Origin of the sequence: Pseudoalteromonas sp. 0802, assembly GCF_013350085.1 — a bacterium.
Taxonomy (GTDB): domain Bacteria; phylum Pseudomonadota; class Gammaproteobacteria; order Enterobacterales; family Alteromonadaceae; genus Pseudoalteromonas.
In genome coordinates this window covers 1-25218 of record NZ_JABVXE010000024.1, presented here as the reverse complement: position 1 = coordinate 25218, position 25218 = coordinate 1, and the positions used below count along the sequence as shown (strand labels likewise).

The window sequence follows — 25218 nt, the reverse complement described above, 5'->3', positions numbered from 1 at the left end:
AAGTGGGTTAACACAACTTTCAAAAGGTGAGCATTTTGCTCACCTTTTTTGTTTTGACTATCAGATATATTATTCTCTACTTCAATTTAGTTGGTTCGCGTTCACGGCAAAGGTAAAAAAGAGCGTTTGGTGCCAATCAGTTTGAGAGGATGTGAGTGGTTAGCTTTCTACATTGGTAAGATCAGACCAATGTTTGCATTTATTGGTTCAGGAAAGGCTTTGTTTCTGGCTAATAATGGCAAACGCTATGTACCGGGTAAGTTGTCTGATATGGCATCACAGTATGTCAAATTAGCGGGGTTTGACCGAACTGGCGCGTGCCACCTTTACCGACACAATACAGCGACAACAATGTTAGACAATGGCGCTGATCTTCGACATATCCAAGAAATGCTGGGCCATGCCAGTATCCTTACTACACAACTCTATACTCACGTAAGTCGTAAAAAGTTATCTGAAGTTTATGAAGCAACTCACCCTTCGGCTGAAGGTGGTAGTGGGTTGTTTTAATTGGTATAAAACTAATTGAATTTGCAAAATTTGTCCTCATAAATAATAAGATAAAAGGCAGCGCTTAAAGGAATAACAATGGCAATAAACTGGCATAACATAAGACCACTAGAAAATTCACAAAACGAAGGTTTCGAAGAACTCGTTTGCCAATTAGCACGAAACGAAGAAATTACCAGTAAAAATAAGTTCATACGAAAAGGAAAACCCGATGCAGGAGTTGAATGCTATTGGATACTTGAAAACGGTGATGAATGGGCTTGGCAAGCAAAATATTTCACCTCAAGCCTTGATGACAACCAATGGGCGCAACTAGATAAATCTGTAAAAACTGTATTAGACAAACACCCAAACCTTACAAATTACTATATTGCTATACCTAATGACCCACCTGATGCTCGATTGCCCGATCAAAAGTCGATGTTAGATAAGTGGAATGACAGAGTTAAAAAATGGGAAAAATGGGCATCTGACAAAGGGCTAAGCATAACGTTCGAAGCTTGGTGGAGTTCAGACTTAATCAATAGACTTAGTAAACCTGAGAATCAAGGGTTAACTTACTTTTGGTTTAATCAAGAAGAGTTTGCTGATAGTTGGTTTGCTAGTAATACAGAACAATCAATCGCAGATTTAGGCAAGAGATATACACCAAACTTTTATGAAAACTTAAATGTAAATTTAGATATATCAAAGACTTTTGCAGGCTTAGCCAGAGGTGAGAAACTTAAAAGTGACGTTGAAGTTGTCATTGATGAACTACTTCAACTTGGAAAAAAGTCAGTTCCTACTGAACCTTTATTAAAAAGTGAAAAAAACAAGCTTGCTCAAGCTCTTGAAGATTTAGCTCAGCTTTTCCTATCGGTAGAGTTTGACGGTATAGAGCATATACCACAGGAAGGATTTCAATTATTAGTCCAAGAAATTAAGTCAATACTCGCGGCTATTAACGATTTTTATTACTCCGAAGAAGAAAAATTAAGAAAAAATAACCCTGATCATCACAGTAGATATCAAAAATTTGGCAACCAAATAAATGATGTATCTAAAGCAGAGCAAGCCACTTATAACGCTCTTGAGGTGATACTTAGTGACCAAATGGCGTTAGCTAACAATCCATATTTAATTCTAAAAGGTGACGCTGGTATTGGTAAGTCACACCTTCTCGCTGATGTAATTACATCACGAAACAAAGAGGGTTCTCATAGTTTATTTTTATTGGGCCAACATTTTGTTACCGAGGAAGATCCTTGGACTCAAATTAAGAAAAAACTTGATATTACTTGTTCTTCTCAGCAGTTTTTTGGCGCACTCAATGCGAAAGCAGAAGCTAGTAAACAGCGCATAATTCTTTTTATTGACGCTATTAATGAAGGCAAAGGCCGTTACTTTTGGCCTGATAATATACTCGGCTTTGCGCAGAATATTAAGAAGTATCCGTGGCTAGGTTTAGTGGTTTCAGTTCGCTCTTCATATTCAGGTTTACTTTTACCCGAAGAGCTTACATCAAAAGGTGAATTTATTTGCACCACTCATTACGGTTTTACTGATGTAGAATACGAAGCCACGAAAATATTTTTTGACAATTTCGGTATAGAGCAACCGTCAATTCCACTCCTTCATCCAGAGTTTCTAAACCCGCTTTTTCTTTTATTGTTTTGCGAAGGCTTGAGTAAAGCTGGCTATTCAAGAATCCCAAAAGTCCAAGGGCTAACAGATATTATTGGTTTCTTTATTAACAGTGTTAATCAAAGATTGTCAAAGCCCAATCAATTTGACTACCCCATTAGTATTAACGTTGTCGAAAAGGCTATTAGCGCCATAATGTCAAAAAAGTTTAACACACCAGATAAAGTAATTACCTATGAAGAAGCGCTCATCGAGCTAAATACTCTGTCACAAACATATGGCATTAAGTCAGGTTTATTAGATAGCTTGGTATCAGAAGGTGTATTTTCTAAAAACTTGTTTTGGGTTAGCGAATCTGAACGTTACCAAGAAGGAATTTACCTAGCTTACGAGCGATTTGAAGACCATATGATGGCAAAGTTCTTGTTAGATAAGCACCCTAATGTAAAAGACGAATTTATAGAAGGTGGGGTTTATTACAAACTGTTTAGTGATAACAACACCTGTTATCAAAATAAAGGACTACTCGAAGCTTTATCTATTCAAATACCAGAATCTACAGGCACTGAGCTATACGAATTTGCCCCACACGTTAAAGGTGAATATCCTGTAATAGAAAGCTTTGTTCAAAGTTTGTTATGGCGAAATATTAAAAGCGCTGATGAAAACTTGATCGACTATATCAATGAGGAGGTGTTGGCTTATGACGACACCCAAGATTTGTTTTGGGACACAATAATTTCGCTTAGCTCCAACCCTGAACACTTTTTTAATAGTAAATTTTTACATAAGAACCTTTACCAAAAGACCTTAGCAGAAAGAGATGGTTGGTGGACGATTTATCTTAAAGGTGTTTACGACGGAAATAGCGCAATAAAAAGGCTTATTGATTGGGCTTGGAACGACTGTGATAAATCTCATATATCGCCAGAATCTATTAAACTCACTGCTATCGCTCTCGCTTGGTTGTTTACAACTACTGACCGAAAATTAAGAGACGAAGCCACGAAAGCTCTAGTTTGTTTATTAAAGGACAATATCGATATATTAATTGAAGTTTTATCAGAGTTTGAAGGAGTAAACGACCCATACGTTTATGAACGGTTGTTTGCTACAGCCTACGGCAGTGCTTTGTTATGTACGGATAAAGTTTCTGTAAAACCATTAGCAAATTACGTTAATAGTACAATCTTTGATAAAGAAAGTGAGGTTTACCCGCATATATTACTTCGGGACTATGCGCGTGGCGTTATCGAATACGCACACTATTCGTGCGGAGACTTAGATTTTGATATTGATAAATGCCGTCCACCGTATAAAAGTGACTTTCCAACTAGATTTCCGACTAATGAAGAACTCGATAAAAAGTATGAAGTCGAGTTTGATAAATCCAAAAGATACCTATATTCCCAAAGTAATATTTTAAGCTCTATGACTACTGAATACGGGCGGGGGGTCTGTCGCTATGGTGACTTTGGTCGATATACCTTCCAGTCAGCTCTAAGCTCGTGGGATATAAACCCTGATGAGCTGAGTAACATAGCTGTCGAGTGGATATTTGATAAATATGGGTATGACGTTGAATTACACGGTGAGTTTGATAGCAGAATAGGTTCAGGTAGAGGCCGAACTTCAAGCAGCGAACGCATAGGTAAAAAGTATCAATGGATAGCTCTACATGAAGTATTAGCGCGAGTTTCTGATAACTGTGTCATGAAATCTGACCAAGGGTGGCAAAACCATGAAACCGAACCTTATCAAGGTACTTGGCAACCAAATGTTCGGGATATAGACCCTTCAATGCTTCTTAGATATTCCGAGTGGGAAGATGAAGAGACGACAGATGCTAAATGGTGGCTAACTGAACAGCACGAAAACTGGGCTACAAGCGATAAAGAGTGGATTCATGAGCAAAACGATCTGCCAAAGCCTGAAGCATTAATTTCGGTAGTCGATAGAGATAACGAAGAATGGCTTGTACTTGAGGGTTATCCAGAGTGGGCAGAACCCAAAGCACTAGGAAAAAAACAGTGGGATCACCCCCACAAAAGAATGTGGTATCACATTAGAAGCTACATTGTTTCAGAAGACGAATGTCAAAGTTTATATGATTGGGCAATTAAACAAGACTTTATGGGTAGATGGATGCCCGAAGCTGCTGATAGATACCAAGTTTTTGACCGTGAATACTACTGGTCTAAAGCTCACCAATATTTTAATAATTACTATTACGGTGGCTTGGAACAGCATGAAATAAATCTTAAAGACCATAGCAACACCAAAATTGAAGTGACTTTGACCACGACGAACTACTCGTGGGAAAAAGGTAACGATGGCTCTATAGAAGGCTCACTAAATATTCTCAAACCATCCACCTTTATCCATGATGGCATGGGCTTAAAACCTACAGAGAAAGTATCTGAGTTTGTGAATGGTAACAATGAACTGTGCTGTTTTAGCCCGTCTATTGCTAATAGAGATAAGGCTTATTTGTTAGTAAACAAAAGGCTATTTTTAGATTACTTAAAATCAAACAAGCTTAAAGTTATTTGGACCATTTTAGGTGAAAAGAACATCATCGGAGGTTCTAGTTCAAAAGAATATTTGGGTCGCCTTGAAATTAGTGGAGCTTATAAGCTGGGGCTAGGTGGACTAGAGGGTGTTGTAAATACCAAACTAACTTAGCTTACTAAGTAAATAAGAGATTTGATTGGGATCGTAGTTCGTACTAATTTATATGTAGGCACGACACTATGATCCAAAGATAGGTTGTTTCTATTCGAAATTCGTGATTGTGCAACCACTCACATGCTTGAGGGCAGTGCCGAGATTTGCCAAATCTAAGAATATTTAGGTCATGCCGACATCTCGACTAGGATGGTTTATACCCACGTAACCAACCGCAAACTTGAACGCGCTTGCGAGTAATCGACCCCTGCTGTTAGATAACATCAACGCAAATTTAATGCTTGTTTTAACGGTATATTTTTTAAGTGAAATATAGGAAGATAATAAACAGAATAATAATTTTAAATTTGGATGACTTATATATAGATGGAACTAGAAAACGAGATCCCATCCCCAAAAAGTGCCAATGCTCCCTTGTCGGCAGTATCAGCTTTAGCTGGCGAAGTCATATCGCCATTAAAGCGATTACAGCATATGGACGAAGACGATTGGGAAGAATTTACTTGTGAACTAGCAACTTATTGGAAAACACAATATTTGCGAGTCAATCGGGTTGGGGGAGCTGGTGATATGGGGCGTGATGTTATTGCTTACACTCCAGATGGAAGTTGGGAAAATTTTCAGTGTAAATATTACAGCTCACCATTGAATTTGACAGATGTTCTTTTAGAAATTGGTAAGCTTTGCTACCACTCTCATCAAGGGCATTTTTCTATGCCTGCAAAATATTACTTTGTTGCTAAGAGTGGCTTAAATGGTGCTAGCCTTAATGCTCTTAAAGATTCTAATAAGCTGAAAGCAGAACTTATTTCTGGTTGGGATAAAAAGTGTAAAGACAAAATCACCAAGAAAAATAGTGTAAGGCTAGAAGGTGATTTTCTTAAATTTGTTGAACATGATGTTGATTTTACAATATTTGATCAAATTCCACAGTTGAAGCTTATCGAATTACATAAAAATCATACTCCTTATTACATAAGGAGATTTGGAGCATCAGAGTTTGATCGACCAGCCCCTGCAACACCTCCAAATGATATTCAAAGTAATGAATTGAAATATATTGCAGAGTTATTAAAGGCAATAGAGTCTATAGAATCTCAGGTGAATTCTGTTGATGATTTAGAAGCCTTTCCTGAGTTTTTGACGGAACTAAAAAGTGCGCGTAAAAACTTCTATTCAGCAGAAAGCTTAGAAAAATTTTCCAGAGACTCAATGCCTCCTGATACATACGAAAATTTGCTTGAAGATTGTTATGAAGCAATTTCTAGCCTTGTTCTGATGGTTCACAACAATGGCTGGGATAAATATTTGGCTATATCGAGTCACGTAACACAAGTTTCATTTTCATCGCATCCATTAAATCTATACATGAGTATTCGTGATAAGAAAGGCGCTTGCCATCAATTAGTGAATAAAGGATCTTTAAAATGGAACAAGTAAAACTTAAAGTCCCTCAGATATTTAATAGCGATGTTGAATTGGCAACTAGAGCCGCACTAATACTGTCGAGTATGGAAGGTGAGAAATTCGACATAGATGAATTGGTCTTATTAGATTACGCGCTATTGTATTCAAGCGAATTTAATGGGCCATCAAACCTTCATCCTGCTGTCCCAAATCATTTGGCAGAAATTGCACAACGGAGAGAGCTGCTACCTAAGTCGCTTTTGTTTTTTATTAAAAAAGGGCTAATTGATGTTCACTATGATGAAAGTGGAAAATCTTTTTGTGCGAATGAAAATACAAATAGCTTTGTTAGCTGCTTAAATTCGAGCTATTTCATCAAAATTTGGGAACGATTAAGTTGGTTGTCTGAGCATTACAATCGGATTATCCAGATACCAATAATGGAGTTAAGAAAAGGAGTATCTAGTTCGGCATGATTATTAAAAGAATATCCGTAATAGGAAAAGGCAAACCGAAGGCTGAACTTTGCTTCGATAAAGGACTCAATGTTGTTGCTGGTGCATCTGATACTGGTAAGTCATATGTCATAAAGTGTTTTCAGTATATTTTTGGTGGTGAAGAACCTCCTAAAAATATTGACGAAGCTAAAGGCTACAATACCGTTGAAACAGAAATTCAAGTTGACGAAAATGAAAGCTTTATTCTTCGAAGGGAGATATCAGCTACCAAACCTAAAGTTACTCTAATTGAACTTGAGCCTGATGGTACAGAATCAGAAACAATCGTTTTAAACCCAAGCCACAAAGGAAAAAATAATCTATCGGCACATATACTCGGAAAATTGGGCTTAAACGACAAAGTATTAGTAAACGGTGTACAGAGTTTAAAAACCTCTTCTTTGACATTGCGCGTACTGAGTAAATTATTTTTGGTCGATGAAGGACGGATAATTACCGAATCTTCACCTCTGGGTGAAGGCCAGCGAGAGTATACTCAAGAAACATCACTACTTAAAACTTTACTCACTGGTGCAGATGATTCAGTGGTTAAAGAGTTGAAACAACAACAAGATACAGAAGGAGCTGTAGAATCGCGTGTCAAAGCTTTGGAGGAATATGTTGCCAAGAAATTTTCTAACCATGAAGAAGTAAAGTCCACAACAGAAAAGTTAGACTCAGAACTGAATGAGTTAGAGGGATCTTTATCTAAGGCTCAAGACGAACTAACCGCTCTGGTTGAAGCCAATAATGAACTTGATTCTAAAAGAAATAAATTCAGGGGTGAGCTAAGTAAATTACGTGAATCAGAAAAAGAAAACCTTCTACTTCAGGGGAGATTTAGCCTTTTAATTGAGAAATATAACTCAGACTTGGAAAGGTTAGAGGCAGGAGCAGAAGCCGCTTCTTTTGTTGAGCTATACGAGATGGCGAATTGCCCTACTTGTGGACAAGAGTTTGAACAAGAAAAAGATGTAAAAGAGCTAAAGCAATTAGTGCAAAGCACTGAGGCGGAAATTAATAAAAATAAATTTCAAGTCAAAGGGTTAACTGATTCAATTGAGGATCTAAAGCAAGAGTATCAAATTCTTGCAAAAGAGATAGTTCAAAAAGAAGCAGCAGTTAAAGAGCTATCGGAAATCATCGAAGGGAATATATCTTCGAAGTTTAAGGACTATAACGTAGCTATTCGGCTATTAAATAGTAAAAAGAATGAATTTTTAAAACAAAGAGCCATAGTGGATTCTCGTGAAAGCTTATTGAAAGAAATAGGTGAATTGCGTGTCCAGCTTGAGGACAGAACTGCAAAATACGTATTTCCTGATTTTAGTGCCGAGTTAACAGCCTTGTGTAAGAACATTAGTGCAATCTTACAGCGTTGGTCATTTCCCGGACATGAAGACGTTTCTTTTGATATGAAAACTAGGGATTTAGTAATTGGTGGTAAGCCAAGGTCCCATTTTGGTAAAGGATACCGAGCAATTTCGTATGCAGCTTTTTCACTAGGCTTAATGGAATATTTGTCTAATTTTGAACGCCATCCAAATTTTGTAATTCTGGATTCTCCTTTGACCACTTATCGAGCGGGTGACAATGATGTGAATGATGATGAGGTTCAACTACATAAAGATATGATTTTTGCTTTCTACATTGATCTTTGTGATTCGTTTAAAGATAAGCAAATAATCGTGTTTGAGAACCAAGAGCCAGATGAAGATTTGAAACCAAAAATGACTTACTACCACTTTTCTAAGAACAAGGAAATTGGTCGATATGGATTCTTTCCAGTAGTATAAGTTAAGGATCGTAAATCCGCTGTATCAATATGAACAGTCGGATTTATGATCCAACGCTAGGTAGGTTCTTACAGGCTCCGACTAACTGCTTATCATCCATAACAGCAACAATGTACCAATTTTTTAACGTGGTGTTCATAAGCTACCCTCGCTTTTTGCTTGATTACTTATGGTAGATAAATATGGATATGAAAACATATCTAATGCGTGCGTCTCATCTTGAACTTTTTCAGGTTAAATTCGCCACTATGATACGCGGCATGAGAAGATCATGATACGAAATGTATTTATTTAATCAATATTTGATCTTTAATCGATAACTACGAGAAATATGCATATTTGTATACTCAAAAAATATCACAAAATATTTAATGCTTTTTCAATTGTTTATGAGGTCAAAATAATTAATAGAAAATTATAATATTTAATTTTATAAATATTAATTCCTTGTTTTTCAGTGTGTTATACATATATGTAAGTTGAGTTGATCAAAATTTAGATCTACGATCACATTCGTGTTTAAACGAATTTGAGTAGACAAAATGAAAAACATCAAACTTCCAACTCTAAGTTATTTCATTCGCCAAATTTATATTTCCCAAGCTATCAGATGCGCGTGGGTAAGGCGGAATGAATGCTTTTAAAATTTAATAAGGCCCTTAAAACGCTTGATAAATGGCATGATGCGCTAGAGAAGAAGCAATACGAGCCTCTAATCAAAGTGTGGAGCGGTCCTAAAGGGACAAGAAGGCATTTGTACAAAGGTGCCAAGAGCAAACGCAATCACCATTTCTTGAGTGATGGTGAAAGACGCTTAGGCATCATAAGAGATTCCTTGCCTGAAACCGTTAATTACTTTGAGCAATATCCATTGTGGGACTTGGAGCTATGTGTTCGTATCGCAATCGATATGGGTATCAAGTATCCGTGCGATGAAGAAGGCGAAGCCTATGTGCTCAGTACTGACTTCTATTGTCTAGAGACGGATTTAGCTGACAACAACCTCGCAACAAAAGAGGTCGCCAGAACATATAAAACGCTGGATTCGCTGGATAGAGAAATCAAGCACCCTGTATCTGTTACGCGTACTCTGCAAAAACTTGAGTTGGAAAGACGATACTATGAAGACAAACAGATACCGTTTGTTTTGGAAACTGACCACAACGTCAGCGTTAACTGTGCATACAATTTAAAGTGGTCCAAGGGGTGCTTGAAATACATTCACGAGATTAAGCACCATCAACAGCCATTTTTTATGGTGTTTGTTGAGATGGCAAGCCTGTACTTTGAAACACCGTTACAAGAGGTTATTCAGCGAGTCAGTCATCGATTGGGACTCAGTTATGACGATGGCTTCGGCCTGTTCCAGTGGGGCATATGGTCTCATCAATTACCGATTGATTTAGATATAAAAATTGATGTGTTTAAGCCTGTTCCTTTATTGGAGGTCGCTTAATCATGTTCCGTAAACATACAGAAATCATCACGCCAACAGGCTCACTACACCTGCGTATAGTCCATGCAACCCGCGATAAGGTCGCTTATTACGATTTGAACAAATCAGTGGTTAAACGCAAACCGAGAGCGGATAAACCCTTACAAAAAAGACGCTCACGCCTTCAAAGCAAACCACTAACAATGGATGCACAAAAGTTAGCCGATATGTTGTCGCATTACCAATATGAAATCCGTGGGATTGAATATGACAACGGCCTTTACGTACCGCGTAGCAAGTCTCCAAATGAGCAGCTAGAAATCAAACTAAAAAGGCGGGATAACGCTCGATTTAACTATGACCTGATAAAGCCTATTGTTGAGGATTCAGAAAAAACCTATGAATTCCTGTATACCGACAGAGGTACTGAACTTATCAAGGAAATCAGCGCTGAAAGTGGCGTAAATGCAGCGCAAATATCCAGATTACTTGCACAGTACTTTTATCGTGGTAGCTGTTTCAACGCGATGTATCCGGATTATCGAAAATGTGGCAGCAACTTTGTGCTACCGCTTGTCCCGACTGAGGGAATGTCTAAGCGTGGCAGAAAATCATCCGATACCTATTTTCGTGGGCGCACCAAGCTAGACGAAGACAACATTCTCAAGCACTTGGAAAGATTAGGTAAAAAGAAATTCATGCGAATGCCTCATACCAAACAGTATGAGGTATATGACTTCTATTTTCAGTCAACAAAAGAGAAGTACATTGACGAAGATGGTAAGGAAATAGTCGAGCGTAAACCGCTGGAAGAGTCTGAGTGTATTAGCTACAACACTTACTACACTTTTGTTAAAGCAGCTGAAAATGAAGGGCGATTAAAGTGGCAACAAAAAGGTGATAAGCGTTATTTATCTGAATATCGTTCTAAGCTAAAACGTGCCCGTTCAGATGTACCGGGTCCAGCATTTCGTTATGAGGTAGATGCCACGATTGAAGATGTTTATCTTATATACCCGTACAACAAAAAAGAGCGCTTATCATCTGGCAGACCCACTGTATACCGTGTGATGGATGTGGACTCAGGGATGACGGTAGGCTTTCACGTTGGGATTGGTGGCCCCAACTGGCGCGGAGTCATGCAGGCACTTTACAATGCTTTCACAGATAAAGTGGAATTCTGCAAACAGTTTGGTGTCGATATCACGCATAAAGATTGGCCCTGTAACCTGCTGTGTACGGAACTTGCCATTGATAATGGTGTGGAATATCCCAAGAAAAACATGATGCAGTTGCTTGATGAGAAAATGGGCATTGACTGTATCAACTATTTGCAAATTTATGCTGGTTACACCAAAGGTACTGTGGAAGGTGAGTTTCAGCATACCAAAAACGACATCATCCAATTCATGCCGGGACTGGTTGAACGCATACCTGAAAAAGGCGATACGCACGCTTCGAACCTCGCAGTGTATGACTACGACAAGTTTGTGCAATTGCTGATCATAAACACCATCATCAGAAATAACTTTGTGCCAAAACCGAGAGTATCCAACAAAGCAATGGAAGTGGAAGGTGTGCGTGCAACTTCCAGAGCTAGGTGGAACTTTGGGCTACGCCATTACATGAACAATGGACGGGGCATGACAATGAAAAAAGAAGATGTCATGTTCAAACTACTACCCCAGAGTCGGGCAGCAACTACCGCAAAAGGGATTAAGTATCGCAACGTTTACTACCATTGCGAATATGCGGCACGACAAGGTTGGCTTAGTGCAAACCCCAAACGTGCAGTGAAGAAATTAAACATCCGTTACTTTGATGGTTCTACTGACAAGATTTGGTACAAGCATGATGGCGTTGTTTATGAAGCAACACTCAACACCGAGCAGGACGATACCTTTGAAGGTGTTACTTGGTTCGATGTGTCACATAAACAATCTCAGAAGAAATCGGCTCTAGTTGAACAACAACGCGAACTCAGGCAAGCCCGCTTCATACAGAAGAATAATACGCAACGGATCACTAAAGAAGCGTTGGATGCGCTTAAAGATTTGACAAGACCTAAGGCCAAGTCATCGCAATCTACGGTTAAAGCATTGAAGGAAATTACTAAGGCGAATATGGATAGGCAGACTGCCTCCATGATTAGCACGTTGATGGTAGGTGAGTCTAAATCCAAAGAAGAAACAGTATCGATGGAGACGTTGCAGTCTTCAATGATGCGCCAAATGCAGCAGATGTATCCCTCATCTGGGCAAAATCAATAGGAAAAATTAACCATGAAGGAGACAACATTAAATATAAATAAGGTAAAAACATGCAAATTTTAGAAGCACAACCAGTGGCTGTAAAAGCGGAATATATTCCCCATAACATCACAGCCTATAACAACAATCCGCTGATTGAAGCGATTCGACCAGCAAAGAGTTTGGAGGCGTTCACTCAGTCGATATTAGTTAACCATGAGGTTGATGCATGCGTTACTCAGATGAGTGACTTTGATAGGGAGTTAATGATTGAATTAATTCCACTTACCTTTGTGCCATCGCCTAAGACATACAAAATCTATCGGCACATTGTCAAAGCAATCATGGTGGGGTATTTACATAGAAGACCTTTCACTATCGATTACAACATCATGCAAAGTGAAGTTGGGAAAGGTAAAGACTATGAAATGCCAAGCGCGATTAATTTATCAACCTGCATCTCGCATATTGGCATTAGTGGTGGGGGCAAAACTAAGACGATTGATAAGTGTTTGAGCTTACTGCCACAGGTTATCGAACACAATGAATATAAAGGTAACCTGTTTCGTAAGGAACAGGTTGTTTACGTCAAGTTTGAGGCACCTGCGACTAAAACCAAAAAGGGTTTTATCCTCAATTTTTTCTACGCCATCGACCAGCTATTAGGCACGCATCATTATGATATTTGGAAAGACTCCAAGGCGAATAATTCAGTCTTTGTGATTGAAGCAAAGAAAGTTGCGTTGAAGTACAACATTGGCATAGTGTTCATCGATGAAATACAGCGCTGCGTCTATGACAGTAATGATGCTAAAGGTGAAAACCGCTCAACGCTAAGTTTTATAGATGCGTTTTTTAACAGTGTGGGTATCCCAATGATTGTAGCTGGGACCTATGCAGCATGGCCTTTATTCCAAACCACCATGTCTACCTCTAGACGGATATCTTCAGGCATATCAGAGCGCTGCGATGGTATCGAGCTAACCATTATAGATCCCGTTACTGGGCAAGAAATTGCTAATCCGTATTGGGAATACTACGTGCAGTGCTATTACAAGCCACACTTGCTACGGAATCCGTTCACGTTTACTAATGAGATAACGTCTGCGTTGAATTTTTACAGTTGCGGTATTCCCGCGTTATTCATTCGCCTGATAAAGCTTTGCTATGAAGAGGCGATTTATTCTGGATTAGAGACTATTACAGTGGCACTAATTCGCGATGTATATGCCGATCAATTTTACCTACTGGCAGACGCGCTTCACGCGTTGAGGGAAGGTGAAGTAAGTACATTTGAGGATTTAATAAAACCACATATCGAGTTACTTAACCCTGCAAAAGCGGGTGAGGATATGAGTACAGTCGATCTTGTTGAGCAGTATTGCGTTGAAGGGGACGTACTTAATCCACCGGGCATGAGTGATGAAGGCGTAGTGATTGATATGCCAGCGGCTAAGAGTACGTTGATACCTGCTGATGATTTTAGAAATTTATCAGGATTAAGTCGGCAGGAAATTGCTGCCAAGCTGGGTGAAGTGAAATCATGAGCAGTGTAGTACGCAAACCACAAATCAATGCCTATCCGTTTGAGGGCGAGCATGTCATCAGCTTGATGGTGAGGCATCACTTGTATTCAGGAATAAGGGACTATGGTAATGCGATGAGCTGCCTAACAGATGATTACAAGCAACCAGTCCCATATGACTTCAGTAGGCCCTTATATCGAGATATTTATGAAGCCTTTGCGCCTTCTATGAACTACGAAACGTTTTTAGGGAAATATACCCCTTATTACTACTACGCACCGTTTCTACCTGCATCCTTATCAAACCAATCAAGCGATAAGCGTCAGTCTGCTAAAAATATTAATCGCGTTAAGTGTGCGACACAGTGGAGACATTGTGGTGAATGTGTAAAGGACGATATCAAGAACATTGGTGAAGCTTACTATCACGTTGCACATCAAATACCGGGCATGAGTCATTGCGTTAAGCATGGCACACCTTTATTTGTGCCCTGTAATTGCTGCTATCGTGATTTGCGGTTATTGCATTGGATTGGACTGCCACATGAAAGTCACTGCCCTAAATGTCATACAACATATAACAATCTTGACGGTTATATGGATGACGATATCGAGTGGATTTTAAGGACATCATTGCGCTTTCTAAACAATGAATTTCCGGGGCTTAATTTGTCAATATTACAACAGGCGTATCGTGATTATATTGGGGTTGATGAGATAGAGAAGTACTCTTCAATGATTGACAAAAAAAGATTGACTAAAGCGCAGCGAGAACTGGATAACTACTTTGCTCCAGCACTTTATGAAAGATTATTTGATCGTACATCGTTTAATGGGAATCGTAAGTTTGTTGAGTTATGGATTTCGCAAATGACATATAGTGAAAAGATCACCGTTCCCATATGCCATTTGTTGATGATAAGGATGTTATTTGGTGAGATTGAAAACATCCCGAATTTGATGAGCTAATAAACCATGCGCTACCCAGTGTATTACCCCACACCAATTAAAGGTGAAACGGTCTTTAGCTGGGTAGCGCGTGCACATAGTTACTCTGGATATCCGAGTTTTCGCAATCAATCTTTAAAAGCTCTTCAGATAAACACCGAATTAGCCAGCACCGAATTTCCTTCATATATCGCACAACTGGCAAAAAGCTCAGGTGTAGATAAACAATGGATTGTTCAGTATATGACAGGAATTAACTATTACCGACCTTTTCAAACCCAAGCCCAATACCAGCATCTTCAAACCGATTTACTCAGTGGAAATACTGCTTCCATGCAATCCTGTTATGGCATGGTAGCGAACCGCTTGTTAACGGAGCCTGTTCTTAAATCGTGTCCTGCTTGTGTGGCGTATGATGAAGCACAGCATGGATTTGCGTATTGGCATGTAATTCATCAACTGACTGGCATGACTTGCTGCCCTTTGCATGGCGTAATGCTTCACTCTGAAAAACGTATACGTTCCTTTGCTGCGCAACCAGAGACTAGTGAGGTTGTTGAAGCCAGTGCAAATGAGTTCAATCTTTCTACCTGCATCGCCTTGGCGTTTATCGATGAGCCGATTTCTTTTGAAAAAGATGACTTACTGCGCGTGCTTAAGAACCGATTATTGGAAATGGGCATGGTGACGGCCTGTGGCAATATCCGAAAGCGATTGCTGGTGCCAATGATGATTGAAGAGATAGGAAAGCTTTCAGATTGTGTCCATTTTAAACGACTAGCGTGCGGCTTAATGCGCGGTAGCTATCCTGCGAATCTATTTTATCAACCGCATCACCAATACCATCCACTGAAATACTACTTTTTAATTCACTGCTTATTTGGCTCGTGGGAAAGATTTAAAATTGCGATGGAGGCGCAACCTGAGAAAGAGCCTAAAACGCCCATAGAGCCAACTCAGTGTCTCACCTCACTCATTGATAACTCACTCATCATCAAATACCTAAAAGATGGTGATAGCATGAGAAAAATCGCAGCACAAACAGGCAAAAGTATTGCTTACATTAAAAAAGTTGCAGCTAACAATCAGATTGCAGTGGATAAGCGCCCTTCAAAGATATTTTCTGTAGATGAGCGAGATATTTGGCGTAAGCTGATGGTTGGTATCCCAACAGAGGTAATTGCTAAGGAGCATGGTATTTCACAAGGTGCAGTTGAGCTAATATTAGGTAAATTCAGTGAGTTGGTAACGTTGCGAAAAGCTATCCGATTTAACAATAAGAGGCAGCAGTGCAGACAAGAGATAGACTCGTTTTGTCAGTGTCATCCTCAATGTCGGCAAAAAGAGGTAAGAGCGAATTGTGGAGCTTCTTATATGTGGTTGTATAAGCATGATAAGTGTTGGTTGGAACAGAACCTACCTTCACCGATCCCGCGTGCTTTGCGTTACTTAGGTAAGTAGCAGATTTACTTGATCTATCACCCCACGAATTTAATGCAGTTGATTGGGGCGAGCTTGATTCAATTTTTCAATTTGTTGTGGGCTAAAGCCATGCCGGAGCAACTCAAAGTCTTTTAATAAAATCTGACATCTAGTGCCTTCACCTAGAGTTTGGTAGATACTGCCGCTAGCGGTTTTAATTAACTGCTCATTTGTTTTTACGATCCGAGATGTACAGACATAACATCCTTTAGAGAATCGATAGGTCGAATCATCAACACAAATTCCCCAGAGCACTTCTCCAACAAGCTCGCCTTTGTTTAAAACAGAAACTATTTGCCAGTCTTTCACAATCGTGTTCATGAGTATCCCCTTATAGGTAGTCATAAATCATGGTAGTTAAAAATGGTTTAAAACAATACTAAAAGCATGGAGGTAATCCTGAGTTTTTGTATTCATTGTCTTAATAGTTCACGAATGCTATCTAACTTGTTATATATTGCTAATAAATTTAGGATGGGGAATCGGATGTCTTTTAGATTAAAAAAATTCAAATTGGATGATAAAAACTTACAACTACCATTAGTTAAATTAACTAATGGTAATGATAGTGAGGATAACTATTTTACTGTTGTAATTGGTAATAATGGAACGGGAAAGAGCCGCTTTCTAAGAGGTATTGTTGATTCGTATAGGAAGCGAAATGTCGGACATGAAAACTTTTCTTTGCAAGATAAAATTAACAATCCACAGAAACTAATAGCTATTACGACCAGCTTATCTGATAAATTCCCCTCGGATTCCAGTTTTAGTAGACAAGCGAATCCTAATATCATTCGTGAACAATACTGTTATTTAGGTCCTAGAGGGCGTGTTGGTGGTTCTTCAAATAGAGCTTTAATGGATAAGGCTATTTCGTTTCTCATGTCAGGTTTTGAAGAAAAAAGTAATTTTTATCAATACAACGAAATATTTAATTATTTGAAGTATGAACCCGTCTTAAAACTGGCTTATAAGGTACGAGTGCCAGTTGAATTGAAGGATAGTATTGAGTCAATTGATGGTGAAAACTTAAAGAGCTTCATTGCTATGCGGAGTGAAAACCGAAGTGGTATCAGGCAAGGGACATATAGCAGGTTTTTATCTTCACCTGAGTATTACTGGGATGAGCTTGCTGATGCTTATCGATATGCTTTTGAACAGCAAAATTTTAATCGCGGTGGTGAATTCAATTTTGTAATCAACTTTTCTGAAGAAAATATTAGTCGTTCGGATCACGTAATATCTCACCGTGAGATATCTAGATATCGGGTGTTTGATGATCTACGAAAGCTAGACTTAATAAAAAGTATGCAGGTAAAACTCTACAAGAAGCATGGTGGTGAGTTTAACTACACAGACGCAAGTTCAGGAGAAGCAAGTATATTATCGACCTTAATCGGATTAGTACCCAACTTAAAGAACGATAGCTTGATTCTTATTGATGAACCTGAAATTAGTTTACATCCATCATGGCAATATCGTTACATTGAGTTAATTGATAAGTTGCTACAATCAGTAAAAGGTTGCCATGTCATAGTAGCGACACACTCACATTTTTTAATTTCAGACTTACCTAATGGTCGTTCAAATATAGTTCATTTTAAAAGCTCTAAGGGTAATCGGATTGATGTTGATTACTATGATGAAAATACCAACGGTATGTCTGCTGAAGATGTTTTGTTAAACATCTTCGATATGCCTTCTACAAGAAATTATTACCTTAGCGCTATTGTGACTGAATTATTGCAATTGCTGGCAGAAGGTCAAAAGCACTCCGATAGATATCATGACTTATGTCTCAAAGTTAAGAAGGTATTACCTAATTTAAAACCAGTAGACCCGCTTTATGATGTTATTTCTAAACTTACAAAGTTAAGGTTGCGTAATGACTGATAGAATTCTTTCACCATATTCTTTCAAAGCGCAAGAGCTTCAACTGATTTCTGATCGGTTTGTAACTCATACCGATTGGAGTAAGTCATGTTTTGACGGAATTAAACAGGCGGTTAAAAATGATTTGCGACCCAAACAAGGAAACCTTTGTTGCTATTGTAAATGGGAGTTAGGCTTCGACATAAAGGAAGTCGATATAGAGCATATAGTGCCTAAAAGTGAATATTCAGAGTACACTTTTCATCCGAATAACCTTTCTTTGTCATGTCCGGGATGTAATACCAATAAAGGGACTAAGCCTGTTTTAAGTGTACCTATTACAGCTTATCCTACAGATGGTATTAATGTGAGCATTGTTCATGCTCACTTTGATGATTATAGCCAGCATATTGAGAGGCATGCAGATGCAATATATGAGGGGCTTTCACCAAAAGGACGTAGAACAATCAAATTATGCAAATTGGATAGGTTGAAAGATGTACTCAAAAAAATGAAAGATGCAAAATCGAAAGATACTCAAATTGCCCAATTGGTTGCAGAGTTAGTACAAACAAAAGATACTCAACGCTCTGACGAAATTATGCTTGAATTATCACAGTTAACTGAACAATTTCTATAATTGAAGTTAACCAACTTAATTAAAAACTTTATATTATAAATGATGATTAAATTCTAAGAGTTAACCATCTTAATTACAAAATATGGTTTCACAAGCTTTAGTAGGTATCTATGGAGTTAACCCACTTAATTCCGAGATCACAATTAAATTCAAATGCCAAAAAGCCGTTGCAGCAATGCAACGGCTTTTTTGTGTTTTGGAGAAAGTTAGCGAGGGGAAAGTTAGCGAGAGTAAAGGGGAAGGGAGCTATCAGCTTGTAGGTTGGGTAGAGCGGAGCGAAACCCAACAAGTTAGCGAGTTACAAGGGGAAAGTTATGAGGAACGAGTTTCGAGTTGTAGGAGGCGTTTTAACGCTGAAAAAAGAGTTATTAGATATCAGTTAATAGAAGTTAGGTTAAAAATACTCAAGCTAGCGAGTTTAGAGTGGAAAGAGTAAAGGAGCTTTAAGCTATAAGTTTTAAGTTAGATTGTGCCCGCACATAGTTAAAGATAAAACTGCTACTGTAGGCGTGAAATTCATTTCGCGCGAAAGAAAATAATTAGGTAATAACAAATGAAAGGCATGATCCTGCTGATTTTATGAAACTTTAATTGAAATCAAAAAAGAAATTGTTTATTTTTTGTTCTTGATGACTGACTGGTGTTAAATGGATTTCAGGTATGGAAAACATGGATGAAGGTAAATTAATTTGGCATATTGCTTGTGATGAGTCTGGTGTTGATGGTCAAGTTTACTATGGATTTGGTTCATTATGGATGAAATATCAAAGAAGAGGGGACTTTGCTAGGATTATTAGGCAATTACGAGAAAAGCATAATTATCATTATGAAATTAAGTGGCAAAGAGCTCATAAGAAAAGTTATTCTGCTTTCTATAAAGAACTAACTGAAATATTTTTTAAGCATGCTTGGCTTGCATTTCATTGTATTATCGTCCGTAAGGGAATGGTTGATAAGACTTTTCATAATGGTGACTATGATTTAGCAATGAGGAAGCATTTTACAAAACTTATATCTACAAAAATAAAGACAGTGATCAAAGCGCACCCAAACAGAAACTGTGAGTTCAGAATTGAGGTTGACCCGCTCCCATCTAGATATAAAAAAGCAGATGAAGCATTTCATAAGATAGCTAATAGCACACTTAAGAAAGAAGACTTTAAAATATATGAGCCTATTAAGTCAGTAATTACTAAAGATTCTAAAGAGTCTGAGCAAATACAATTAGCAGACTTTCTCTTAGGGGCTGTGATGAGTGCATTTCAAGGGAAAGTTACTTCTGAAGCCAAAAAAGCAATAGCAGATAATGTAGCTTCTTATTTAGGTTGGGAAACATTAAAGCATGATACTTGGCATACTGAACGTAAATTCAATATTTGGTATTTTTTCGATCCACGCTATACAAACAGAGAAATAAGTACTCAGAATGTTGTTCTGAAGTATCCCCTCCCTTCAAAGAGTATTAAATAAAACAGAGTATCTAACGGTTAATTATTGAGAATATAAACTTACCTGATGGTAATTATTTGTAAATAATTTTCATGTTAAGGAGTCTACAGAGATTTCTTTAGTATAAATTCTCTTGTTGAGCAATTAAATAGGAAAGAGAAATGAACAATTGATTGGGTATGTGAACAATTAAACACAAGTTCTTTAGCTGAAGCTACTGTCATAAATACATTAAATGGAGCTATTTGATGAAAGTACCATCAATAATAACAAATGATGAAATAGAACAACTGTATGAAAAAATTGGCGATGAAGTAATAAATCTTCCTCAACACTTTAAAATGCTACGATTAGGTTTATTACCTCGAATTTGCCAGCTATTTATTACGGCACTTAAATACAACCCAAATAAGAAAGTTAAGTTTTTTCAATTTGAATCATCAAAAGAAAATGCAGTCTGTGAACTTCTTAGTTCGCCTCATTGCTTAACTTCGACGTTAATGTCTGATGAGGTTTATGAAAAAGATGTTGTTATAAATGAGCAAAAAAAACCTGTAGAACTCAAATCTAAAATTAACGCTGATTTACAAGCGCGCTTAAATGAATCTATATACAGAACGGGCCAAAGAGTTCAACTATTCGCTGTAGATCACTCAATAAAAAAATACGCTTTTCCAAGTTGTTTTTATTCATCTGCAGCAAGTGACTCTTTAAAGCAAAGCAAGTTTTATACGAAATTGCTTGAGCGTATCGTTGAGCTTAGCCCAACTAAGTCTAACGTAACTGAAGGTCAACTCAGTGATTTGGGACACGCTATTTATGAACTAATAGAAAATACAGAGCAGCACGGAAAGCTAGAGATTAACACAGGTAAGGTGAGCAAGTCTGTTAGAGGACTGGTAATAGATTACAAGCTTATTACCAAAGAACAATCTTCAGAAAGTATTGGCGGAGAGAACACAGCGATAACTGATTACTTAGAAGGTATTAGAACAGATGATAGAACTGTACATATTTTAGAGGTATCAGTCTTTGACAGCGGAGAAGGAATTTTTAAAACCCTTCAATCAACGAATAGTGAAAACGTAAGTGTTGAAGATGAAGTAGATGTGGTTAAACAATCTTTTGCTAAAGGTATTACTTCTAAGTCTGATTCTCGTGGCGTTGGGCGTGGTTTAAATAACGTGAAGAATGTATTGGCACAAAGAAATGGTTTTATTTCATTTCGGACTGGCCGAATTGGCGTATACCGCGATTTTAATTTGCAGCCTTTGACAGAAGCTGAGTCAGAGCCTCTTTCGCTATTTGACGAAAACAATAAATCAGAAAATAACTTTAATAAGCTTGCTTCAGCGGAAGGATTAGCTTGCAGCATTTTGGTGCCTTTAAGATGAAAAATTTTTATTTTTACAAAACGGATATTAGTTCAAATAAGCCCAATGTAATGGTTTGTTTTTATGCGGGAGGAGCATTCAACTTTGAAGCATTTTCCGATGAAGTAGTAACTCAATTTAAATCATCAATCTTTACACGTGATATTGTTTTTATTACACCTGAGTTTAATAAAGCAGATATTTCTACTCAGTTATTAATTGATGATGCTCAATCAACACTAAAAGAGCGAATCAATAGCTTTCAAGAATTAAATTTTCATACTTGTTTTATAAAGCGGGATGGCGGCTGTGATATATCTATTTTTAGTAAAACTAAATCGCCATTATCTAATGCCAATATTGAGCGATTGATAGAATTTGGTATTTATAACATTATAACTAGCCGTAATTTGATAATTGAAGCTCATTCAAATATTCACTTCATTAAGCCCTCTGGAAAGCACACAAATAAATTTATAGATGTAAAAAATTTACTGGAATCGTCGGCTGAAATTACCTTTATTGCTGCTAGTTTATTAAAAATGATACCTGCTAATGTCAATAAAATTTATGTGGATACCTCTGGTATTTTTCCGCTAGCATATGAGTTAGGTAACCTTATTAGAACCTTTAAAAATACTACAGAAACTATATTGATAGATTCTTTTGGGAGTTATGGCGGTATTGATGAATACGAATTTAGCTCAGATGCAAACACACTGGTTTTAATTTCAGCTTCTACCAGCAATAACTTATTTGAAAAATTAAAGAAAAATACGTCATTAGAGCAAGCTTCGCTGGTTACGGTGATCATGACACAGGTGAATGATGGTGAGCAAAAGGTTCTTGTCGAGTTTGAGCAATTTAAAGATAAATTCTGTAAATCTTACTTCCAACACTTTGAATCTTACGATGAAAATGAATGCCAGATGTGTTTAAAGGAGCATTCTATTCCTATTGCACTTAATAAAAGTCGATTTGTCTTTGAGGCACCACACACACAGAGTTATTTACCTTTAGCTGTAGATTCAGACAAAAACTTAAGGGAGCTTATCCATCAATATAAAAACCTTGATGCATTTAGGTGTTTATATGATGGTGTAGACGGTACCAAGAAACCTACGCCAGAGTATTTTATAGACGTTAGTAAGATTATCGAACAAGATGAATTTAAGGAAAAAGTTAAAAATAACATCCATCGTTTCTTTCCTTTAAACACCGATTGCATAGTCCACTGTAAAGATGAAGGAGCAAAAGAGTTATCATACCTTATCAAAAATAATGTATCAGAGTTAAATTTAAATGTTGAAGTATACGATGGCGAAATTCCCGAAACAGTGACTCCAAGAAAAGGAATTGTCGTTGTTGCAGGCTCGCTAGAGTCAGGTAAGTCTCTTCTCAATATTAGTAGAGCTCTCCGTAAATATAATGAGTTACCTATTACTTATATTGTTGGGTTCGCAAAATACAACAGTGAACCAGAGTTTAAAAAACTTCAAATGGATTTAAAGTTTTCTGAAGGTCCTTGTGGTTTTCATCAATTCCATGTTATTGAAAAGATTCTTTTACCAATAAATGAGCATAAAGAAAATAGCTGGGAAAAAGAGATAGAGCTTTTGAAGCGACTGAAAGTGAAACATTTAACCGATGAGAAATTATTGAGTGAACTTGATGCAAGGGACAAGCTATTAAGAGGTGCTTCATCAGTTGATAATCAGGGGTTAGGAGAAGAGCTATTTCTTAAGTCACCTAAAAATCAACCACTGGTATTGGGGCCGACATTTGCTTTTTGGAACAAAGGTGATAATGACGAGTACTTTAAACACCAAGCAACAGTGTATTTCACTATATCTTCAGTGTTGCAACGGTTAAGAACTGTAGCAAAAGATAGTGGAGCAGCCCCATTAGGTAAAGGGTACATAATTCGACAACTTGATCCTTTACTATTTGATAGGTTCAATGAAGGGATTATCCAAGCAAGTATTTTAAGGACAGCAAAATCAAGAGAGCTTGATTATAGCGCAGCAGATGATAAGAGTAGAATCGTTGGTTCTTTGATTGAAAGGATGCTCAATACACCGGAAGCAGATGAATCTAAAGGGCTACCTGAAATATTGCTTGCGTTGTGTACAAAGAAGTTGCAAGTCAAAAAAGATCATTTGACCGGTTTTGATACTCATAAAGTTGATAAAGATCTGCACCCAATGACTTGGGCTCTAGTTGAGCATGCGAGGCAGGTACTATTTAATCAAGATAGTGAATCAGAAAAGCTTATACCTCTGTAAGGGAGGTGTGAAAATCAAAGGGAGCCCCCATTAGTAAGTTCCGGTCAAGCAGCCTGCTGTTTGACCTTTGAACTAAAAAAACAATTTTTCTTATTTTTTAATTCAATTTAAATATAGTTAAACATCCAGTAATGTTATTGATTGGGGTTAATAAAATCAATGGGGTTAAACTTAGCGTGAAAGATCAAGGAACTAGATTTATTGCTACTAGATTAAAGATAAACTTTAGTAAATAAAAATATTTTTAGTACGGATATGGAGTAGTAATTCATGAAAAGTGAAGATAAGAAAAATGAAAAATTTACGATTGAATGGTTTGCAAAGTTAATCGGTCTAATTGCAATAGTTGCTGGAATTTTTGGGGTTTCGTTTCAAAAGGGCATGATCATGTCTATGAACTTAGGTAATCTTTCAGGTAATTATGAAATACGAGAAGTTTTCAATTCGGCAATATTAGGCTTTTTCTTTGCACTCAGTAGATTTACAGATATGGATTTTTGGCAACTTTTACCAAAGACGTTATGGATTGCCATTGTTTTCTTGGTCCTAGGTCTTTTGGCCTGTTACCTATTCAAGAACGAAAAAGCTGTCAAAGAGAAACTCAATAGAATAGATTTTTCCCCCACTTCCATTCGTTATCGTATATTGAAGTCTTATTGGTTTTCCTCAATTGCAGGAGGTGTGTTTGGGATTATAATTACATTTATTGGTGCGGCAGCGTGGTATTTGGTGTTCACTGCGATTGCGGTATTGCTGTTACCTTCTGTAATGGGATACTTGCTCGGCGCTGCCTATATTGATAGAAAAATGGATAACCCACCATGTAGGGTTCTTACTGAAAAAATGATGGAGCAAAAACTTATACGTCAATGTACTCAAGTTACCATAAAAGGCAAAAAGATTATGGGCGAAATTGTTCTTGAAAACAAGGATGCCTACTTTATTCAACAAAATAGCTCTTTCCTATATATCACAAAAAATGGTAACAACTGTGTTTATTCAATTCATTCGAAAACTAAGGATATTGAAAATAGAGAAAAGTTTTCTTTCGACGATAGCAGTATTAAACAGCTTTGTTTAGGTAGTGATAATAAAAATGAACTGTCCCCTGAGGAGTGAATAAATAAGCATAATTAAGGAAAGTTTACAGGGACAGGTCTTTCTTTTTGCCTAAGCCCTTTACAAGCCCAAACCAACACTATGCTGTTAGCACCTAGCACCTAGCACCTAGCACCTAGCACCTAGCACCTAGCACCTAGCACCTAGTACTTCATCACACAAGTTCTGACTAGTTGAGGGCACCATAAGCCCTCTCAAGTTTTTCACGAGCTGATTCAACATTAAATAGCCAGTTTATACTTGTTCTTTCTTTATTCCTGCTCCATTCCCAGGCCGCGAGTTCTGTCTTTAGTTCTTCCATACTTGCTATACGTCTA

Annotated in this window: 17 protein-coding genes; 16 read left to right on the top strand and 1 reads right to left on the bottom strand. The window is 37.6% G+C overall.

The genetic code is table 11. The features are described 5' to 3' along the window. Window positions 1-90: 90 nt before the first annotated feature. The 10 genes from HUS61_RS19315 to HUS61_RS19270 all read left to right on the top strand — a co-directional run bounded on the left by HUS61_RS19315 (window position 91) and on the right by HUS61_RS19270 (window position 16142). Window positions 91-510, top strand: a complete 420-nt coding sequence (locus tag HUS61_RS19315) for a tyrosine-type recombinase/integrase (protein WP_258536049.1) — start codon at window positions 91-93, stop codon at window positions 508-510. Between the two features lie 78 nt (window positions 511-588). Further along, on the top strand, window positions 589-4821 hold the full coding sequence (locus HUS61_RS19310) for an ATP-binding protein (protein WP_181447818.1): 4233 nt from the start codon (window positions 589-591) through the stop codon (window positions 4819-4821). Between the two features lie 369 nt (window positions 4822-5190). Then, window positions 5191-6264, top strand: a complete 1074-nt coding sequence (locus HUS61_RS19305; RefSeq protein WP_175083472.1) for an ABC-three component system protein — start codon at window positions 5191-5193, stop codon at window positions 6262-6264. Beyond that, window positions 6252-6707: an ABC-three component system middle component 2 gene (locus tag HUS61_RS19300; protein ID WP_175083471.1), complete on the top strand. Its 456-nt coding sequence runs from the start codon at window positions 6252-6254 to the stop codon at window positions 6705-6707. The genes HUS61_RS19305 and HUS61_RS19300 overlap by 13 nt, the downstream gene beginning before the upstream one ends. After that, complete coding sequence (locus HUS61_RS19295; RefSeq protein WP_175083470.1) at window positions 6704-8524, top strand: AAA family ATPase; 1821 nt, start codon at window positions 6704-6706, stop codon at window positions 8522-8524. The genes HUS61_RS19300 and HUS61_RS19295 overlap by 4 nt, the downstream gene beginning before the upstream one ends. Before the next feature lie 634 nt (window positions 8525-9158). Then, window positions 9159-9980 (top strand): TnsA endonuclease N-terminal domain-containing protein, encoded by an 822-nt coding sequence (locus tag HUS61_RS19290; protein ID WP_175083469.1) that lies wholly within the window; start codon window positions 9159-9161, stop codon window positions 9978-9980. 2 nt (window positions 9981-9982) lie between these two features. After that, window positions 9983-12229 (top strand): hypothetical protein, encoded by a 2247-nt coding sequence (locus HUS61_RS19285; RefSeq protein ID WP_175083468.1) that lies wholly within the window; start codon window positions 9983-9985, stop codon window positions 12227-12229. A gap of 50 nt (window positions 12230-12279) precedes the next feature. Continuing rightward, window positions 12280-13755, top strand: a complete 1476-nt coding sequence (locus HUS61_RS19280) for an AAA family ATPase (RefSeq protein ID WP_175083467.1) — start codon at window positions 12280-12282, stop codon at window positions 13753-13755. Beyond that, a complete protein-coding gene (locus HUS61_RS19275; RefSeq protein WP_175083466.1) occupies window positions 13752-14702 on the top strand; it encodes a hypothetical protein in 951 nt (316 codons plus the stop codon). The genes HUS61_RS19280 and HUS61_RS19275 overlap by 4 nt, the downstream gene beginning before the upstream one ends. Window positions 14703-14708: 6 nt before the next feature. Next, window positions 14709-16142, top strand: a complete 1434-nt coding sequence (locus HUS61_RS19270) for a TnsD family Tn7-like transposition protein (RefSeq protein ID WP_175083465.1) — start codon at window positions 14709-14711, stop codon at window positions 16140-16142. 30 nt (window positions 16143-16172) lie between these two features. On the opposite strand, the gene HUS61_RS19265 is transcribed toward HUS61_RS19270, so the two are convergent. Continuing rightward, window positions 16173-16484: a hypothetical protein gene (locus tag HUS61_RS19265; RefSeq protein WP_175083464.1), complete on the bottom strand. Its 312-nt coding sequence runs from the start codon at window positions 16482-16484 to the stop codon at window positions 16173-16175. Between the two features lie 165 nt (window positions 16485-16649). Here HUS61_RS19265 and HUS61_RS19260 point away from each other — a divergent pair, with 165 nt between their 5' ends. The 6 genes from HUS61_RS19260 (at window position 16650) to HUS61_RS19235 (ending at window position 24901) form a co-directional block, all read left to right on the top strand. Beyond that, the gene (locus tag HUS61_RS19260; RefSeq protein WP_175083463.1) at window positions 16650-18056 is read left to right on the top strand and encodes an ATP-binding protein; all 1407 of its coding nucleotides are present in this window, start codon (window positions 16650-16652) and stop codon (window positions 18054-18056) included. Continuing rightward, window positions 18049-18675: an HNH endonuclease gene (locus HUS61_RS19255; RefSeq protein WP_175083462.1), complete on the top strand. Its 627-nt coding sequence runs from the start codon at window positions 18049-18051 to the stop codon at window positions 18673-18675. The genes HUS61_RS19260 and HUS61_RS19255 overlap by 8 nt, the downstream gene beginning before the upstream one ends. A 660-nt stretch (window positions 18676-19335) precedes the next feature. Further along, window positions 19336-20145: a DUF3800 domain-containing protein gene (locus HUS61_RS19250; protein WP_175083461.1), complete on the top strand. Its 810-nt coding sequence runs from the start codon at window positions 19336-19338 to the stop codon at window positions 20143-20145. A gap of 227 nt (window positions 20146-20372) precedes the next feature. Next, complete coding sequence (locus tag HUS61_RS19245) at window positions 20373-21518, top strand: hypothetical protein (protein ID WP_175083460.1); 1146 nt, start codon at window positions 20373-20375, stop codon at window positions 21516-21518. Further along, complete coding sequence (locus tag HUS61_RS19240; protein WP_175083459.1) at window positions 21491-23782, top strand: hypothetical protein; 2292 nt, start codon at window positions 21491-21493, stop codon at window positions 23780-23782. Before HUS61_RS19245 ends, HUS61_RS19240 begins: the two co-directional genes overlap by 28 nt. Before the next feature lie 270 nt (window positions 23783-24052). After that, window positions 24053-24901: a hypothetical protein gene (locus tag HUS61_RS19235; protein WP_175083458.1), complete on the top strand. Its 849-nt coding sequence runs from the start codon at window positions 24053-24055 to the stop codon at window positions 24899-24901. The last annotated feature ends 317 nt before the right edge of the window (window positions 24902-25218 follow it).

What these genes read in the sequence shown, in the direction of transcription:
- HUS61_RS19280 (WP_175083467.1), top strand. Translation starts at nt 12,280, where the DNA reads ATGCAAATTTTAGAAGCACAACCAGTGGCTGTAAAAGCGGAATATATT.
- HUS61_RS19260 (WP_175083463.1), top strand. Translation starts at nt 16,650, where the DNA reads ATGTCTTTTAGATTAAAAAAATTCAAATTGGATGATAAAAACTTACAA.
- HUS61_RS19245 (WP_175083460.1), top strand. Translation starts at nt 20,373, where the DNA reads ATGAAAGTACCATCAATAATAACAAATGATGAAATAGAACAACTGTAT.
- HUS61_RS19310 (WP_181447818.1), top strand. Translation starts at nt 589, where the DNA reads ATGGCAATAAACTGGCATAACATAAGACCACTAGAAAATTCACAAAAC.
- HUS61_RS19255 (WP_175083462.1), top strand. Translation starts at nt 18,049, where the DNA reads ATGACTGATAGAATTCTTTCACCATATTCTTTCAAAGCGCAAGAGCTT.
- HUS61_RS19270 (WP_175083465.1), top strand. Translation starts at nt 14,709, where the DNA reads ATGCGCTACCCAGTGTATTACCCCACACCAATTAAAGGTGAAACGGTC.
- HUS61_RS19300 (WP_175083471.1), top strand. Translation starts at nt 6,252, where the DNA reads ATGGAACAAGTAAAACTTAAAGTCCCTCAGATATTTAATAGCGATGTT.
- HUS61_RS19305 (WP_175083472.1), top strand. Translation starts at nt 5,191, where the DNA reads ATGGAACTAGAAAACGAGATCCCATCCCCAAAAAGTGCCAATGCTCCC.
- HUS61_RS19250 (WP_175083461.1), top strand. Translation starts at nt 19,336, where the DNA reads ATGGAAAACATGGATGAAGGTAAATTAATTTGGCATATTGCTTGTGAT.
- HUS61_RS19285 (WP_175083468.1), top strand. Translation starts at nt 9,983, where the DNA reads ATGTTCCGTAAACATACAGAAATCATCACGCCAACAGGCTCACTACAC.
- HUS61_RS19290 (WP_175083469.1), top strand. Translation starts at nt 9,159, where the DNA reads ATGCTTTTAAAATTTAATAAGGCCCTTAAAACGCTTGATAAATGGCAT.
- HUS61_RS19265 (WP_175083464.1), bottom strand. Translation starts at nt 16,484, where the DNA reads ATGAACACGATTGTGAAAGACTGGCAAATAGTTTCTGTTTTAAACAAA.
- HUS61_RS19295 (WP_175083470.1), top strand. Translation starts at nt 6,704, where the DNA reads ATGATTATTAAAAGAATATCCGTAATAGGAAAAGGCAAACCGAAGGCT.
- HUS61_RS19235 (WP_175083458.1), top strand. Translation starts at nt 24,053, where the DNA reads ATGAAAAGTGAAGATAAGAAAAATGAAAAATTTACGATTGAATGGTTT.
- HUS61_RS19275 (WP_175083466.1), top strand. Translation starts at nt 13,752, where the DNA reads ATGAGCAGTGTAGTACGCAAACCACAAATCAATGCCTATCCGTTTGAG.